This is a genomic window from Jeongeupia chitinilytica (assembly GCF_014652315.1).
GTDB classification, from domain to species: Bacteria; Pseudomonadota; Gammaproteobacteria; order Burkholderiales; family Chitinibacteraceae; genus Jeongeupia; species Jeongeupia chitinilytica.
On record NZ_BMYO01000003.1, the window covers coordinates 310,353 to 322,802 of the forward strand.

Here is a 12,450-nt window from a genome sequence, read left to right on the forward strand (position 1 = left end):
CCCTGCAATCGGCTTTTGACCGATTAGCGGCCCATGGCACTGGCGATCCACGGCCAGACCTTGATACCGATCTTGACGCCGAGGTAGGCCGCACCGACCACGCCGATTGCCGCAACGGCTTCGGTCATCCCGGTCGTTACCGACGTGGTATCGATTGCAGCTTGTGCACCGGCAGCGGACAGAGCAGCAACGCCAGCACCGGCGCGCACGAAGAAACGTTTGGTTTTATTCATCTGAATCACCTCTATGGTTGAATAGTTGAGCGAGGGCACGAATTACGGCTCCGGCACCCCAACAGGTGACGATTGCCATTGCTACCAGCTTGCCCTCATCGCTGGTCATTTCAAAAAATCCGGGCGACGAAATTGCCAATTGGCAAGGGCCTGATGCGGCCATTGCACGGACAATTCCGTCGGCGGCAATTTCGACGCATTGCGTGACCATCTGTCGTCCTAGTGAACGTTCGGTAAAGCGCACGAGAAGATGACGAACTCACCGCCGAGCACACTGACCGCCGTATCGAATGCGTCCTGATATTCCGGAAACGGACCCGCATTGATGATCAGCTTGGTGAATCCCACATCGCCTTCATGCGGACACAGGAACTTGCCCGTATCCGTGTCCTGGACGAAGTACACCGGCCGATAAGCCGGGGCACTCATGATCAACCCTGCTTGACTTCACCGATCTGGCGATTCAGGCCAGTGCCGGTGATGGGCTTGTAACCGACCACGACCGTTTTCTGGGTGCGGCCACTGGTCACCAGTTCCAGCTCGAGTTCCGCCTCATGCGGATACGACATGCTCTTCATCGACTGGAACAGGCTTTCGTCCTTGTACTTGTATTCATTGACGGCAAAGCCCTTTGCGGTGCCGCGCGATTCATCCAGCGCGGTTTCCACAAACAGCGTGGTCTGATTGATGACCTGTCCGTCGATCGTGCCATTGAAGCCCTTGACGCCGAGTACCTTAGCTTGAGTCTTGAAACGCATGATGGATTACCTTTTAAAAGGGCGCAGCATTGCCACTAATCCGCGATTGCGCCTTGAACGCGGGGACAGTAATTTCCGGATTGTTGAGCGACATCAATTCGCTCCAAGTCATGTATTGCTTGTATTCAGCGTGCATCGGCTCAGGACTGACATTGAAATCAGCCACTTTGAAGCGCGGTGGAATCTTGTCGGTACGCATGATCAATTGCATTGCCTTGTCGGCATCGCGTCCGCACATTTCCCAGATCATCCAGATATGGCATCCGAACTGATGCTGGACGATTTCAACCGATTTATTCAGGTCGATTTCCTTTTGCACCCGGTAGCCGGTGATCCGCTCGCATTTGTGATCGGCGATCCATTGCAGCGCCGGATACGTTCCCGCGAGGTACGCACCCGCTTTGAGCAGCACCTCAAACGGGATGACGCAGCCGTCGTTTTTCAGCTCGACTTCGACCCGCAGCCATGGGTGCCACTTGTGGCCCAGCTGCATGCCCTTTTCGTAGATACGCGCGTAACGCGAGCTGGCACGTGTGCCGATATAGACCGTCCGACCAGTGCCGTCCGGATACTCCCAGTCTCCCCTGCCCTCGTACTTGGGCCGGCGACCACCGTTCATGAAGAAACCGTTGCGATGGTCATCACGGGCTTGCTCGACGCTGTAGTGCTTGCCCTCGACGTCGTCGTACGCCAAGTCACAACGGGTGATCCGAGGGCGTACCGCTTGCTCGCTCAAGAAGTCATAGAGCCGTTGTTCCCACCCTGCTTTCGCGGCCTGCAGACCCGTACCGCTGACCATCAGCAGCATCGTGTCCTCTTGACCACCAATGCCGACCGTTCCCCAGTCGTCGCCGAGGATGTAGGTGGACGTGTAGTAGTTGCGCAGCTTGTGGTCGGTCTTGGACGTGACGCCGAAGCCGAAAATCTGTTCCAGCTTCATGCTGAGGGCCATGACGAGCACCTCGTCATCGACCTTGTCGCCCTCTTGGGTGATCGCTGTAGGACGAACTCCGGGCAACCCGGTCAGGTCATCGACGAACGACTGGGAGCCGAACACCCGGTACGCCGACAGGTACTGGTTCGCCGTCGATTTGTGGATCGTGATGTTGATCCAGTCAATGAAGGCCGCGTCATCACCATGACCGTGCCGTTTTGGCACCTGGAGGAGATTCCCCCGGTCATCAATCACGAGGGTGATGAACTCCGGTTCGCTCTCCGGCGCCACCTTTTCCCCCATGTTATTAGGGGGGGAAGTCCCCGCGCCGCCCGCCTGCGCGTCGGCTGCGCCTGCCGCGACGGCCGCCCGGCGCTTGGACTGACGCACAAACTCGCCGGCCAAGTAGTTGACATAACCGGCCCGAAAACCCCGCTCAGTCGGCACGTAAACGGCCTTGGCGCTGTCGGCCGTGACTTCGGCACGATTTGCGGCCTCGTCGGCACGGCTCACTGCTGGCTGAATAGCGCGGATTTTGCGGGGCATGCTAGGCTCTAAGTGAATTCAACATCCCGATATCGCTAAGTCGATATCGACAAGCCGAACTTTAGATATCGACATCGCGATATGTCAACAGGAGCGCAGCGTGAACACGCTTAACGAAATCTTGGATTCAGCGAAAGAATCCATCGGGACGACGCAAGACCAAGAACTTGCAAGGAAGCTCGGAATCGGGCAATCAACACTCAGCGGATACCGACACGGTAAGAGTACGCCTGACGCCTATGCGCTTATGCAGCTGTCAGCCGTACTGAAAAAAGATGCTCGCGAGCTACTCGCCGTGATCGAAGCCGAACGCGCTAAAACTGAGGAAAGACGGGGCTACTGGGAGGGGCTCAAGACCCAATTTCGAAAAAGCTCGAAGACGCTGGGTGCCTTGGCGGCGGCTGCCCTAGTCCTAGCGTTCGCGCCTAGCGATCAACATATTTACATGTTTGCTTTCACGGAGCTGAGCGCACCAATGTATATTATGTCAAGTTATCTACTCGAATGGCTCGACAGACTGCTCAAATCACTCCTTACGCCGAAGAAAGAAAACCCCCGCTGGTCGGGGGTTTTTTAACGTTGGGAGAAAACAACAAATGAAGAGCAAAACTCTGCTTCCGCTCCCGGTGTTCGACTTCGCGCCGGCACCGAATCCGTCCGAGACCTTGATGATGATCCGCAGCCTGCCGCCGGCGACGCTCGCCGAGTCGATGGGCATCGAGGTCGACGAGCTCGAGTGCTACGCCCGCGGCCGGAAGAAAATCACCCGGATGGTCTACGCCTTCATCCGTTGCGTGACTGGGGCCGAATTGCCGGCAGGCTTTGGCGAGTTCGCCGGGATGCGCATCGAGCGCGGCCGGATCATCGCTCGGCCGAACCAGCACCACAGCTGTGGCATCCGCTATGACGACCTGGTGCACATGGAGTATCTACGCACCTGTGGCGAGCTGGCCAAGGGTCAGGCGAACCTGATCGAGCGACTGAGCAAAGAGCGCGATTTCTATCGCCGGCAGTGCTCAAAGGATTCGCGCTACGGGATGCCCGTCGGCTCTACCTGCGGCTTAGCTTCCTGCGGCCGCGGGATCGGCAACGCTTGCCGGAGCTGGTCGACTGACGGGATTTGCCGGAATCGCAGGGTTTTGATGCCGGCCTCGGCCAGAAAGGCATCGCGCTCGGCGTCCTTGTCCAGCTTGCTGTTGTGGATCGAGTCGTCCAGCTCGATGACGGCCAAAACGCTGAAATCCTTCCTGCAGTCTACGAAGTCGGCAGACTTCTGGCTGATCCGCTTGAACTTGGCGTAGTTCTCCTTCTGGCTGCCGCCCTTGGCAACGACCAGCTGCGAAAAAGATACCTGAGCCAGAACGATGTGATCGGGAGAAAGCGCCTCAACCAGGCGGAAGTAGGCCGGTTGTTCGCGTTCGGTCAGCACGGGCTTGCGCTGAAAGCGTGACGAGCCGGTAGAGGCTCCCTTCCCTGCCCCGTTTTTCTTCATCACCGTGCCAAGTACGACGGTAACCACAATCAAAACAGCCAGGAGGGCGCAAAAACACGCGCCACGGGCCATAAGCACCTCAGGTCACGTATGGCGTCAGCAAGCTGCCGCCGCCCTGCCCTGAAATGTTATCGCCGCACGCCGGCCTGACCTGCCGTCAACGGCCACGCTGCGAAGGCGAGTTGAATTCCGGCATGCAGCAGCGAGAATGCCAGCATGCTCAGCAGCATTGCGCCAACCATGCCATTGGCCACCCAAGGCAAACCCAGGCTCAGGGCCAGGCCTTTGAACGCCACCATACCCAGCGCCATCACCAGCAGCATGGCGGCGAACTCGACCATCACCCAACCTAGCGCCGGCAGCGCGAATCGGCCGTCGACACGTTCCTGCACGACCACTGCCAGCATCAGTAGTGCGGTAAAGGGGAACCAGCGCAGGTGCTCCAGCGGTAGACCCAGCCAATCGGCAGCCGCGGACGTGGTGCAGAATGACAGCAGAGCCTCAGGGGCGATACGGCTGAAATCCAGCCAGGTGCCGACACCGACGGCCGCCAGACAGGCCAGCATGGCGCTGCGCCGGCAAGGCGGCAGCACACGCAGCGCGACGGCAGCCTCGATTGCTGCGCAGGCAAGTGAACCCAGCACGGTCCAGCTCCAGGCGGCCGAGGCACCGTGCAGGCGCACTGGCAGATCGAGCACCAGCGCACCTAGCGCGGCTAGCAACAGCACGCGCCAGCCGCCGGCAGGCGGCACCGTCAACCAGGCAGATGGTAAGCGCATGGCGCGGCCTAGGCCTCAGTCCGGCGTATTGTCCAACACGGCATACCAAGTGCAGGCCACGCCTGCCGGCGATACGCCGCCGGAGCCGCTGGCATGCGGAATGGTACGCACGATGGAGCCGGCCAGCGCCGGGCGCTGATCGATGCCATTGGGCCAAGGCGGACTGAGGTAGCCGATATAGTCGTAAATCCATTCCTCGCCGCCCACCACGCCACGCCCCTGGAAACGCACGGTGCTGGGGTTGCCATAGCTGATCGAGCCATTGAGCTGCAGCTCCCAGCCCGGACCATAAATACGGCCCTTGAACACGCCTTGCGGTGCCGGCTCGATATCAATGTTGCCGCGACCGAACTCCAGATCGTTGAATGCCGTGTTCAAGTCCGGATCATTCTGCAGACTGCGGTAAGTCCAGGTGCCCGTCAGCGGGCCTATTTCCGGAACGAAACTCATGGCGGACTCCTTACTGGCATCAGGTGAAACAGCCTGCCTCGAAGGGCAGGCTGCTTGGCGCATTTAGCGTACTTCGACGCGGAATGCCTTCTGTGCCGGTGCGGGCGCCGTGCCGGCTGGTACGGCAACCGCCTGTAGCAATTGCGGCGGGTTTTGCTGCACCTGACCGTCACGGGTGTGGACTTCCACTTCGAAGTCGGCCGTGCCCAGCGCCTGCGCGCGCAGGCCGTACAGCGGGAACGCGGCCTTCACTTCCAGATGGGTCTGGCAGTTGGCGCACCCCTGAATCGCCCAGCGGCTCAGCACGGCCTCGGTACCAAGGTGGTAACGCTTGCCGCCAATGTTGGCAAAGGCCGAAATCAGGAACGAGCCGCGAATGCGCGCGCGGTTCAACGCAGAGACACGGATCACCTTGTTGCTGTGGCCCTCTTCAACGGCCGTGGCAGTCAGCTTGGGCGCCTCTTGCGCCAGCTCGTCCAGCGAGCCGGGGGCATAGGTGAATCCAAGCTGTTTTTCGATGTTGATGTAGTCGCGCGAGGTTGCGGCACGCTCGTGGCCGTTGTGATGCACCTTGAACGGATCGAGCGGCGAATCAAGCGTCAGCCACGAATTGGGCACCACCCCCGGTGTCGGCCCCTGGTTGTCGACCGAATTGGTACCCGGATAGCCTTCGATGACATCCAGATGGTCTGTGTACCCGTGCTTTTTCTGCCATTGCCAGAACACGTAATCGATGAAGCAATGGTGGAAGTAGAAGATCGGGTCAAGGCCCGCAGTGTCGTTCTCGCCCATGTCGCCGTTGGCGCCGGCAATCGGCGAGTAATCGCCGGAATTTGGGCCGGTCGGCACATCGAAGCCCCCCACGGCAAGGTGGATGCTGTTGTGCGGCGACTCCAGCGGCACTACGGCCTTGGTCCCGGCCGGCAGGTTGTCGTTCCATTCCGCAGCCGAGGTAGTGTTGGAAAACACCGTGTAGTTGGGCGCGTTCAGGCAGTTTTCAAACTTGTTCTTCACGTTTGTCGGGATCACCTGCTTGTCGACCACGATGTACGAACCCAGCCAGTTGGTGATGTTCTGGTTCAGCAGACGCACATTGGTGTCGTAGTCCGGGAATTTGGCATTGTGCGCCTCGGTCGCCGCGCGATCGTCTGGCGTGCCGACAAGTCCGGACAGCGGATAGCGCACGGTTTCATAGCCGTTTGCCTTGCTGTAGTTGGGATCATCACCGTTGACGTGGTCCTTGATGTTGCGGTTGAACACAAAGGAGCGCAGCGGGTTCGGAATGGTCTGACCGTCGAGCACGAAATCCTTCTGCGTCAATGCCCAAGGAATGCCGTTCTTGACCGAGTCTTCGCTGGTTTCGTCCCAGTACGGCAGCATCACGTCATGGCAACCCTCGATGCTTTGCAGCGCCTGCTCAAGGCGCGCCAGATAGGCGCGGTGCCAGGTGGGGAAGAGCACATTGCCATGGTTGCAGTACCCCCCCCAGTACGAGGCATTGCCCCAGCCAGCGCCACGGAACGGCTCTCCGTGGTATCCGCCGATCATGAAAAAGGAATTCGGATCGCTGGCCGGGAGCGCCTTGATCCCCTTCCACGCCCGCATCAGGTCTTCCAGCGGTTTCTTGTTGCCGTTGCTGTATTCGGTTTGCAGCTCGACGAGGGATCTGCGCACCCGCAATGCTTGAGTCATGTGGAATCCGTCCAGTAAATGAGTAAGAAAGATTGCCGACCGGACTGCACTGCCTCCGGCCGGGTGCGCGCAAACGCCGTCCTTTGGACGGCGATCATCGCAAGCAATTTATGACAATGGCATTTATCAGATCAAATTTCTTTCTTGTTGCGTATGATTGATAGGATAACAATCGTAAGAAATAAAGAATATTCTGTTAATTTAAATTCCGAACCAAGACAGAATTTCCGACAAAATCCCGCACCACACCCCCCCCTACAGGCAAGGGCGGCTCCGTTACACCACTGACTGCATGGCCGCTGGACGGTGGCTCGACTCACAGCAGCACCCGAGGAAAACGCATGAAGCCCTTCCCCGCCCCGCGCCACTTCGCTCCCGGCCTGCTGCTCAGCATCCTGGCCAGCGTCAGTGCCACATCGTCGCTGGCTGACGAACCCCAGCAGGTGGGCAACCCGCCACTGCTGCACGCCGCCATTTCCCCGCAGATGAATGCCGGCCACGCCAAGCTCCGGGTCAACCTGCTGGCCAAACCGGCGACTACCGAGCTGGAACCTGGCATTCCGCGCGAGGTGTATTTCGACCTTGCCATCCGCTATGTGAACGGCTGGATTCGCAATCCTTCGGTAGAAAAGCCTGGCGAGGTGAAGTACGACAAGGTGCAGTTGCGCAGCTATGTGCAGGGCGATGGCAGCAAGGCCAAACCACTGGATCCCCCTACCAGCTGGAGCAAACCCGGCCAGACCGTATACGTTGCGCCGCAGATCGAGGCCTATCCGGGCCAGACGGTGCGCATCACGCTCAACAACGACCTGCCGCAGGATCCAAGCTGCAGGCCGCAAGGCGGCAGCGCCAATACACCGCACTGCTTCAACGGCACCAATCTGCACTCGCACGGCCTGTGGGTGAACCCGGCCGGCAACAGCGACAACGTGTTGCTGGCCATCAACCCCGGCGTGGGTTTCCAGTACGAATACAACATTCCGCCCACGCATCCGGCAGGTACTTTCTGGTATCACACCCACCAGCACGGCTCGACCGCGCTGCAGGTATCGAGCGGCATGGCCGGTGCGCTGATCGTGCGTGGTACACGCGTGCCGACGCCAAACGAAAATGGCGATATCGATACGCTGCTCAAGCCCTATGGCAACACCACCTTTCCCGAGCGGGTGATGGTGTTCCAGCAGATCCAGTATGCCTGCCGCTTCAAGGAAGGCGATCTCAAGGGCCAGATCAAGACCTACGGCAACGACCCGCTGCCGGGCCAGAAGCCCAACCCGGAAGACAACCGCTACAAGTGCGATGAAGGCGACGTGGGCGCCATCACCGGCTATGACCAGTTCGGCCCCGGCACATGGCAATCGTCCGGCCGCTATACCAGCATCAATGGCGTGGTGCTGGGCACGCTGGGCACGCTGGGCAAAGCCAAGGTCGGCACCATCGAGCGTTGGCGCATGATCCACGGTGGCGTGCGCGATACCATTTCGCTGCAAATCCGTCGCCGCGCAGCTGGTGCGCCACGCCTGGGCGCATTAAGCGCAGCGGACACCAGCGACTACGTGAAACGCTATTGCACCGGTGCGGCGTTGGACCTGCCGCTGGTGGCGGCCGACGGCCTGACCATGGGCAAGGCGCTGTTCAAGAAAACCGCCGTATTCCAGCCCGGCTATCGCTGGGACGCACTGGTGAGCTTTCCACAAGCCGGGGACTACTGTGTGATCAACAACACCGAAGTCACCGCCACCATCGACCGCGCCGCGCCGTCAGCCCGCTTGCTGGGCATCGTGCAGGCGGAGGGTGACGGCCCCGCCATTGCCAGTCCCAAGCAGCATCTGCTGCAAGTACTGGCCGAGGCCGCCAAGGTCAACATGCCGGCCGATGTGCGCCAGACCGTAGCCAATGACGTGCTGAACAACCTGACGCTGACCAAGTTCGTACCGCACCAGACCATTGCCGACGACGAAGTGACCGGCACGCAAACACTGTCGTTCAACATCGATACCTCGGTGCCGGGCAGCGCCTTCTTCCAGGTGGACGGCAAGCCGTATGACGGCAGCCGCATCGACCGCGTGCTGCAGCTGGGCGCGGTGGATGAATGGACACTGACCTCGCACTTTGTCAGCCACCCCTTCCACATCCACGTGAACCCGTTCCAGGTGGTGAAGATCATCGACCCGAACGGCAACGACGTCAGCCTGGAAAACGCGGTGGACGGCAAGGACGCGCAATACCCGGGCCTGAAGGGCGTATGGAAGGACACGCTGTGGATCAAGGATCTGTACCCCAGCAAGGAAGCGCCGACCCTGAAGCAGGGCATGTACACCATCGTGGTGCGCACACGCTACGAGCGCTATATCGGTGACTTCGTCCTGCACTGCCACATCCTCGATCACGAGGACCAGGGGATGATGCAGAACATCCGCATCGCGCTGCCTGACGGCATGGGCGGCGTTTCGCAAGCCCACCACTGACCCCGTCCGCGCCGGCACTGCGCCGGCGCAATGAACCACGCAGCACCCACCGAGGCACCACCATGACTGAGCAAAACAAGTTCGTGATCGGCATCGCCGTCTACAACGGTGTAGACCTGATGGACGTCGCAGCCCCCTATGAGCTGTTCAACTGGATGGCCTCGCTGGAATCGCAATACAACCCGGGCGCACCGGTGCGTGAAGTGCGCGCGCTGTCGCTGGACGGCAGCTCGGTGGTCACACGCGACAACCTGACCGTCGGCGCCGACCTGCCGGCGCTGACCGCGCCCGCGCCGGGCGACACGGACAAAATCGACCTGCTGTGGATACCGGGCGGCGACCCGATGCGGCTGGAAGAACTGATGCTGGACGAAAAGGCGATGGACCTGCTTTACGCCGTCGGCAACGACGCACAGTACGTCGCCTCGGTCTGTGAAGGCGCCATGCTGGCGGCCGCTTCCGGGCTACTGGATGGGTATTGCGCTACCACGCACTGGGCCTTTTTGCCATGTCTGGGCCTGTTTCCGTCCATCACGGTCAAACCGGGCTATCCGCGCTACGTAATCGACGGCAACCGCATTACCGGCGGCGGCATTTCATCGGGGATCGATGAAGCGCTAGCGATCATTGCCTTGCTGTCCAACGACAATGTGGCCGGTGCGGTACAGCTGATGGTGCAGTACAACCCGCAACCGCAATTCCATCAAGGCGACCCGTCGCAGGCCACACCGCCGGTCTATACACCGGGCGATGGCTCGACCTGCAGCATCCCGCACATGGCTGCCACCATTGACAAGGTGATTACCGCGCGGGAAAGCAGAAGAGTCTGACTTGACGAATTGGTGGCACAGGGCGCCAGGCTGAAATGCCAGCATGAGTCATGCGCGGCTCACCGCGATATGGAAATCACGCAGCTACAACACCTTCATCACCCGGATCACGCCGTTCATGTTTTCATGCCCCGAGCCGCAGAAGACGTCACAGTAAAAACCAGTTCCCCGACCGATTGAGGCGGGATGTGCAAACGTGCAGGCTGGCCGGGGACGAGGTCCGTGCGCAGCTTCAGGTCGGGCAGATTGAACCCCATCACCACATCACTCACCGTCACCTCGAGCACCACTGCTTCGCCGGCCGGGATGGCAAGAGCAGGAGGCATGTATTCGAAGCGTTTGGCCGCGAGATGGACTACACGCTCCCCGGCGGATGCGCGGAATGCCGGCACTACCAGCATTCCGCCCCCCAGCAGCATCCGGATGAAATTGCGTCGTTGCATCATCACCCTAGCCCTTCTGTACCGGCAGCTCGGCCAGCTGGTAGTGCGCTGCACGGACTTCCGCCTTCACTTCCCGGTAGCCAAGGCCGCGGTACGGCATCGCAGCGTCCAGGTACCGGTGTGCGTTGCGGTTGCGAACCAGGGGCCGGTAACGCGAACATCAGCGAGCGTGCCGCATGGTGTTCAATGTGCCCGGTGGCGAAATGATGCTCCTGATGAATGTGTCCGTAAAACACGGTGACATTACGGTACGGACTCAGGAGTGCAATCGCTTTATCCCCGTCGCGGGTCGCCCAGTCCCAGCGCGGGTACAGATCGAACAGCGGCCGGTGTGTGAACACGACAATCCGCGCATCCAGGCTCTGTTTCGCGAGGTCCTGCTGCAGCCACTGCAACTGCGCCTCTCCGATTGTGGCACCGGGATCGCTGACGTTGTCGACCACGATGAAATGCACGCCCTTGTGGTCGAACGCGTAATGGGTGGCACCAAAGTACTCGATGTACGCAGCCCCCCGGTCCAGCGCGGCATCGTGTTCGCCCGGCATGTAATGCACGGCCGGCACCCTCAGCTTGCCGGCGATCCCGCGGAACTCTGCCAGACGCCGACGGCGTTCGACCGGATCGTCAGTGGTATGTGTCAGGTCACCGGTGAACATCACGAAATCGGGGGGCTGCCCCAGCGCGTTGACAGCCGCTATTGCCTTGGGAAGTGTTCCAGCAGCATCGGGATTCGCTGCCGCACCTTCAAACCCCCAGTGCGTGTCGGAAAGCTGGACGAAGTAGAAATCCTGCGATGCGGTGGCCCCGGGCATGCGGCTGCCCACACCGGCACAGCCACTGACGAACACAACACCGCCAAGGCCGGCCAGCCTGAGAAAATCCCGCCGATCAATCCCGTCTTTCATCGCCGTCTCCTTGCCTGAAACGGGGAGAGGCTAGACATTGCATCGTTACTCGTGGCCTCGTCGCCCAGGCCGGGTAGCAACCTGCACCGTTGTCTTCGCCCGGATCTGGCAACGGCTCGACATCAACGTGACCCAATTGCGAGCCGTTGCTCTTGCGGCTGGAGATAGCCCGACCGCTTTTACCTGCGTCGGCCTACCGAAGCACACCTACGACGATCGGCGCATCCTGTGAGCCTGTGTACAGCTCGTAGGTGCCCCCTTCACTCATCAGCCCGACGCAGCCGTCCGGGGTCGTGCCAATCCATTTGACGCACACTTGGTCGCCACTCATTTGCCAATTTCCACGGTACTCGGAAGTGTCGGTATTCATCGACAAGTTGTCCCCGTTCGCCTCGCCGTTGGATGCAAAACGCCACTCAACAGGCTTGGCGCCGGGTTGACTTACGAAATCGACTGGCGAAGCCAGAAGTCGGCTGCGAAGCTCGTCACCACCGAGAAACGTGGAGCCACTACCTGCCGCATGGGCGGCGGCAATGCCCAGGGAAAACAGAGCCGTACACACATGCAACATGACTCGCATGATCCTGATCTCCAACGGAGCACCAACTCCAGCTTCGTTGGTCAGTCGCATACGGTGAAGGTTTAGTTCGGTAGACAGGCGGACGCTGTGATATTTCGAATGATGGTGGTCGTGCGGGTCACCCTTCTTTGAAATGAGCGAAAAGGCCCACCCAAAAAATGAACCTTTTCAGCTACCCTCCCCGCATCGACGTACAGTGTGCGCGCCCCCGAACAAACCAGGACGATCATTCGAAGGTTTACCTCCGGGCAGGATGTGGCACCCTGACCAGAAGCCAAAACCACTGGCATCACCGCCGTTCGCAAGCCCCGTTTCACGCTCCTTTGCCATGAAGCGGATA

At 60.2% G+C, this 12,450-nt stretch carries 16 protein-coding genes; 3 read left to right on the plus strand and 13 right to left on the minus strand.

The window, feature by feature from the left end; genetic code table 11:
• Nucleotides 1–23: 23 nt before the first annotated feature.
• The 5 genes from IE097_RS07280 to IE097_RS07300 are packed head-to-tail and all read right to left on the minus strand — an operon-like array spanning nt 24 to nt 2,471.
• Complete coding sequence (locus IE097_RS07280; RefSeq protein WP_189459495.1) at nt 24–233, minus strand: major capsid protein; 210 nt, start codon at nt 231–233, stop codon at nt 24–26.
• Nucleotides 226–444 carry a hypothetical protein gene (locus tag IE097_RS07285; protein ID WP_189459496.1) on the minus strand — a complete coding sequence of 73 codons (219 nt, stop codon included), beginning with the start codon at nt 442–444 and terminating at the stop codon, nt 226–228. The genes IE097_RS07280 and IE097_RS07285 overlap by 8 nt, the downstream gene beginning before the upstream one ends.
• An 8-nt stretch (nt 445–452) precedes the next feature.
• Nucleotides 453–662 (minus strand): hypothetical protein, encoded by a 210-nt coding sequence (locus IE097_RS07290; RefSeq protein ID WP_189459497.1) that lies wholly within the window; start codon nt 660–662, stop codon nt 453–455.
• A 2-nt stretch (nt 663–664) separates the two neighbouring features.
• A complete protein-coding gene (locus IE097_RS07295) occupies nt 665–991 on the minus strand; it encodes a hypothetical protein (protein ID WP_189459498.1) in 327 nt (108 codons plus the stop codon).
• Between the two features lie 13 nt (nt 992–1,004).
• Nucleotides 1,005–2,471 (minus strand): replication initiation factor domain-containing protein, encoded by a 1,467-nt coding sequence (locus IE097_RS07300; protein WP_189459499.1) that lies wholly within the window; start codon nt 2,469–2,471, stop codon nt 1,005–1,007.
• Nucleotides 2,472–2,571: 100 nt separating this feature from the next.
• Here IE097_RS07300 and IE097_RS07305 point away from each other — a divergent pair, with 100 nt between their 5' ends.
• Nucleotides 2,572–3,048, plus strand: coding sequence for a helix-turn-helix domain-containing protein (locus IE097_RS07305; RefSeq protein ID WP_189459500.1), 477 nt, complete (start codon nt 2,572–2,574; stop codon nt 3,046–3,048).
• Here the strand turns inward: IE097_RS07305 and IE097_RS19610 are convergent.
• From IE097_RS19610 to IE097_RS07330, 5 genes are all read right to left on the minus strand, one after another.
• Nucleotides 3,005–3,391 (minus strand): hypothetical protein, encoded by a 387-nt coding sequence (locus IE097_RS19610; protein ID WP_189459501.1) that lies wholly within the window; start codon nt 3,389–3,391, stop codon nt 3,005–3,007. The two genes, IE097_RS07305 and IE097_RS19610, sit on opposite strands and share 44 nt — an antisense overlap.
• A 110-nt stretch (nt 3,392–3,501) precedes the next feature.
• Nucleotides 3,502–4,035 carry a DUF2726 domain-containing protein gene (locus IE097_RS19615; RefSeq protein ID WP_189459502.1) on the minus strand — a complete coding sequence of 178 codons (534 nt, stop codon included), beginning with the start codon at nt 4,033–4,035 and terminating at the stop codon, nt 3,502–3,504.
• Nucleotides 4,036–4,091: 56 nt separating this feature from the next.
• Entirely contained in the window at nt 4,092–4,742 is a 651-nt protein-coding gene (locus IE097_RS07320) for a hypothetical protein (RefSeq protein WP_189459503.1), read from the minus strand.
• A 15-nt stretch (nt 4,743–4,757) separates the two neighbouring features.
• A complete protein-coding gene (locus IE097_RS07325) occupies nt 4,758–5,192 on the minus strand; it encodes a hypothetical protein (RefSeq protein ID WP_189459504.1) in 435 nt (144 codons plus the stop codon).
• A 63-nt stretch (nt 5,193–5,255) separates the two neighbouring features.
• The gene (locus tag IE097_RS07330) at nt 5,256–6,884 is read right to left on the minus strand and encodes a tyrosinase family protein (RefSeq protein ID WP_189459505.1); all 1,629 of its coding nucleotides are present in this window, start codon (nt 6,882–6,884) and stop codon (nt 5,256–5,258) included.
• 341 nt (nt 6,885–7,225) lie between these two features.
• Between IE097_RS07330 and IE097_RS07335 the strand changes: the two genes are divergently transcribed.
• On the plus strand, nt 7,226–9,352 hold the full coding sequence (locus IE097_RS07335) for a multicopper oxidase family protein (RefSeq protein WP_189459506.1): 2,127 nt from the start codon (nt 7,226–7,228) through the stop codon (nt 9,350–9,352).
• Between the two features lie 62 nt (nt 9,353–9,414).
• The gene (locus IE097_RS07340) at nt 9,415–10,182 is read left to right on the plus strand and encodes a DJ-1/PfpI family protein (RefSeq protein WP_189459507.1); all 768 of its coding nucleotides are present in this window, start codon (nt 9,415–9,417) and stop codon (nt 10,180–10,182) included.
• A gap of 116 nt (nt 10,183–10,298) precedes the next feature.
• Here the strand turns inward: IE097_RS07340 and IE097_RS07345 are convergent, their stop codons facing one another.
• The 3 genes from IE097_RS07345 to IE097_RS07355 all read right to left on the minus strand — a co-directional run bounded on the left by IE097_RS07345 (nt 10,299) and on the right by IE097_RS07355 (nt 12,110).
• Nucleotides 10,299–10,628, minus strand: a complete 330-nt coding sequence (locus IE097_RS07345; RefSeq protein ID WP_189459508.1) for a cupredoxin domain-containing protein — start codon at nt 10,626–10,628, stop codon at nt 10,299–10,301.
• Complete coding sequence (locus tag IE097_RS07350) at nt 10,628–11,530, minus strand: metallophosphoesterase family protein (protein WP_229797482.1); 903 nt, start codon at nt 11,528–11,530, stop codon at nt 10,628–10,630. Before IE097_RS07350 ends, IE097_RS07345 begins: the two co-directional genes overlap by 1 nt.
• A 193-nt stretch (nt 11,531–11,723) precedes the next feature.
• Nucleotides 11,724–12,110, minus strand: coding sequence for a hypothetical protein (locus tag IE097_RS07355; protein ID WP_229797483.1), 387 nt, complete (start codon nt 12,108–12,110; stop codon nt 11,724–11,726).
• Nucleotides 12,111–12,450: the final 340 nt, after the last annotated feature.

Bases quoted from the DNA above. Each gene is read 5' to 3' on its own strand.
- IE097_RS07280 (WP_189459495.1), bottom strand. From the start codon at position 233: ATGAATAAAACCAAACGTTTCTTCGTGCGCGCCGGTGCTGGCGTTGCT.
- IE097_RS07285 (WP_189459496.1), bottom strand. From the start codon at position 444: ATGGTCACGCAATGCGTCGAAATTGCCGCCGACGGAATTGTCCGTGCA.
- IE097_RS07290 (WP_189459497.1), bottom strand. From the start codon at position 662: ATGAGTGCCCCGGCTTATCGGCCGGTGTACTTCGTCCAGGACACGGAT.
- IE097_RS07295 (WP_189459498.1), bottom strand. From the start codon at position 991: ATGCGTTTCAAGACTCAAGCTAAGGTACTCGGCGTCAAGGGCTTCAAT.
- IE097_RS07300 (WP_189459499.1), bottom strand. From the start codon at position 2,471: ATGCCCCGCAAAATCCGCGCTATTCAGCCAGCAGTGAGCCGTGCCGAC.
- IE097_RS19615 (WP_189459502.1), bottom strand. From the start codon at position 4,035: ATGGCCCGTGGCGCGTGTTTTTGCGCCCTCCTGGCTGTTTTGATTGTG.
- IE097_RS07320 (WP_189459503.1), bottom strand. From the start codon at position 4,742: ATGCGCTTACCATCTGCCTGGTTGACGGTGCCGCCTGCCGGCGGCTGG.
- IE097_RS07325 (WP_189459504.1), bottom strand. From the start codon at position 5,192: ATGAGTTTCGTTCCGGAAATAGGCCCGCTGACGGGCACCTGGACTTAC.
- IE097_RS07330 (WP_189459505.1), bottom strand. From the start codon at position 6,884: ATGACTCAAGCATTGCGGGTGCGCAGATCCCTCGTCGAGCTGCAAACC.
- IE097_RS07335 (WP_189459506.1), top strand. From the start codon at position 7,226: ATGAAGCCCTTCCCCGCCCCGCGCCACTTCGCTCCCGGCCTGCTGCTC.
- IE097_RS07340 (WP_189459507.1), top strand. From the start codon at position 9,415: ATGACTGAGCAAAACAAGTTCGTGATCGGCATCGCCGTCTACAACGGT.
- IE097_RS07345 (WP_189459508.1), bottom strand. From the start codon at position 10,628: ATGATGCAACGACGCAATTTCATCCGGATGCTGCTGGGGGGCGGAATG.
- IE097_RS07350 (WP_229797482.1), bottom strand. From the start codon at position 11,530: ATGAAAGACGGGATTGATCGGCGGGATTTTCTCAGGCTGGCCGGCCTT.
- IE097_RS07355 (WP_229797483.1), bottom strand. From the start codon at position 12,110: ATGCGAGTCATGTTGCATGTGTGTACGGCTCTGTTTTCCCTGGGCATT.